General features: G+C 72.3%; 2 protein-coding genes. Both read left to right on the top strand.

Features of this window, described 5'->3' with window-relative positions:
• On the top strand, positions 1 to 1807 hold a 1807-nt coding region (locus VIB55_RS13080), incomplete at its 5' end, for an amino acid adenylation domain-containing protein (protein ID WP_331877095.1).
• A 219-nt stretch (positions 1808 to 2026) separates the two neighbouring features.
• The coding region (locus VIB55_RS13075; protein WP_331877094.1) for a condensation domain-containing protein at positions 2027 to 2785 on the top strand (759 nt) is incomplete at its 3' end.

Genomic DNA, 2785 nt, shown 5'->3' with positions numbered 1-2785 from the left:
CCCGCGCGAGCGGTGGACCTACGCCGAGCTGAACGCGGCGACGGACCGCATCGCCCGCGCGCTGGCGGATGCCAGGGTAGGCGTGGACGACGTCGTCGCCATCACCGGCCACCGGAGTGCCGCGCTGGTCCGTGCGCTGCTGGGGACGATGAAGAGCGGCGCGGCCTTCCTGGTTCTCGATCCCTCCTATCCGGCGGCGCGCCTGGCCGAGTACGCCCGCATCGCTCGTCCCGCTGCGCACATCCATCTCTCCGCCGCGGGCGATCTGCCCGGCGAGGTGGCGGCGGTGCTGGCGGAAACCCTCCGGACGACCCTCGTCCTCCACCCGCGGAGCGAAGAGCCCGCGGACGCGATGGATTCTGCCGGCGATCCGCTGAACGTGGAGGTCGGTCCGGATACGCTGGCGTACCTCTCGTTCACCTCGGGGACCACGGGCACCCCCAAGGCGGTGATGGGGCGGCACTCGTCGCTCACGCACTTCACGCCCTGGCTGGCGTCGGAGTTCGGCCTCTCCGCGTCCGACCGCTTCAGCCTGCTGAGCGGCCTGGCGCACGACCCGCTGCACCGCGACGTCTTCACCCCGCTCCAACTCGGCGCCTCGGTCGTCGCGCCGGAGCCGGACGAGACCGGCACCCCCGGCTACCTCGCGAGGTGGATGCGCGAGGCAGGCGTGACCGTGGCGCACCTGACGCCGGCCATGGGCCAGGTGCTCGCGGACGCGTCGGAGGGGGAGCGGATCGATTCGCTGCGCCGCGCCTTCTTCGTGGGCGACGTCCTCCGGCGCGCCGACGTGCAGCGTCTGGCGGCGCTCGCGCCCAACCTGCGCGTCGTCAACTACTACGGGTCTACGGAAACCCAGCGGGCCGTCTCGTACCACGTGGTCGATCCTCAAGCGGAGCAGAAGGAGATCATCCCCCTCGGACGCGGGATTCCCGGGGTGCAACTCCTCGTCCGCAACGCGAGGGGGGAGATCGCGGGGATCGGCGAGGTGGGCGAGATCTGGATGCGCTCGCCGCACCTTGCCGCTGGCTACCTGGGAGACGAAGCGCTCTCGGCGAACCGCTTCATCACCAACCCATGGACGGGAGAGGCGGGCGACCGGCTGTACCGCACCGGCGACCTGGGCCGTTACCGTCCCGACGGCGAGGTGGAGCCGATGGGGCGCGCCGACCAGCAGGTACAGGTGCGCGGCTTCCGCGTGGAGCTGGGCGAGGTGGAAAGCGCCCTGACGTCCCATCCCGCGCTCAGGGAAGCAGTCCTGGTCGTGCGCGAGATGGAGGGCGGCGACCGGCGGCTGGTGGCGTACTGGGTTCCCTCGGACGAGGGCGCGGAGGGGCCCGACGCGGCCGCGCTCCGGGCGCACCTGAGGGCGCTGCTGCCGGAGTACATGGTCCCGTCGGCCTACGTGCGGCTGGACCGGCTTCCGCTGACGGCGAACGGCAAGGTGGACCGCCGTGCCCTCCCTGATCCGGAGGCGCCCTCCAGGGCCCTGCTGGTGGAGCCGCGCACGGCCACGGAACGGATGATCGCGGAGATCTGGACGGAGGTGCTGGGCGTGGAGAGGGTGGGCGTGGAGGACGATTTCTTCGTGCTCGGCGGCCACTCGCTCAAGGCCACACAGGTGCTGGCGCGCATCTCCCGGAGCCTGGACGTGGAGCTTCCGCTCCGCGTTCTCTTCGAGACCCCGACCGTCGCCGGCCTGGCGGGCGCGGTCGAAGCCGCGGTCGCCGGCGCTCTGACGGAGCTGGAAGGACTTAGCGACGAGGAAGTGGCGGCGCTCCTGGCCGAAATGGAGGAGGGGGCGTGAGGGCGGCGCCTGGCCGTGGGCCAGCCGTGCGCGCCCGCGGCCGCGGCGTCCCTTCCTGAGCGCTCGCCGGCAACCTCCCCTGTTCCCGGGGGAGGTCGCCCGCGAAGCATTACGCGCCGCAACCCACGCGGGCGTACAAAAAACCTCGTCCGGCCGCTTCGCCGGGAGCGAGGAGATCCTGCGCGTTCCACACACCTTCCTTAGCGGTATCCGCAGATCATGAACTCCGCCGCGCGACTCACCACGCTGACACCGGCCCAGCGCCTGGAACTCCTGAAGATGGCGCGGGCCCGCAAGCTGGTGGGGCAGGTGTCGGAGCTTCCGCCGATCGAGCCCGCCGCCCGGGACCGGCGGCTGCCGCTGTCGTTTGCGCAGGAGCGGCTCTGGTTCATCGACCGGCTGGAGCCGGGAAGCGCCGTCTACAACCTCGCCGCGGCACACCGTCTTTGGGGTGAGTTGGACGCGGCGGCGCTGGAGCGCGCGGTCGGCGAGATCGTGCGGCGTCACGAGCCGCTGCGGACGGTCTTCGCGGACGTGGACGGCTCGCCGGTGCAGGTGGTGGCGCCCTTCGGCGGGTTCACCCTGCCGGTGGAGGACCTGTCGGGGTTGGGCGATGCGGATCGCGGAGCGGCGGCCAGGCGGCGCGCCGCGGAGGAGGCGGCACGGCCGTTCGACCTGGCCGCGGGACCGCTCTTCCGTGCGGCGCTGCTGCGGATCGGCGCCCAGGAGCACGTGCTGCTGCTCACCATGCACCACATCGTGAGCGACGGGTGGAGCATGGGGGTGCTCTTCCGCGAACTCTCCGTGCTGTACGAGGCGTACCGCGAGGGCAGGGCGTCGCCGCTGCCGGAGCTGCCGGTGCAGTACGCCGACTACGCCGTGTGGCAGCGCGAGCAGCAGGACGCTGGGGAGCTGAAGCGGCAGCTGGCGTACTGGCGGGAGCGGCTGGCGGGCGCGCCGGAGCTGGTGGAGCTGCCC

This window comes from Longimicrobium sp., from assembly GCF_036554565.1.
In the GTDB taxonomy this organism is placed as follows: Bacteria; Gemmatimonadota; Gemmatimonadetes; order Longimicrobiales; family Longimicrobiaceae; genus Longimicrobium.
This window is presented reverse-complemented; position numbering and strand designations above follow the sequence as displayed.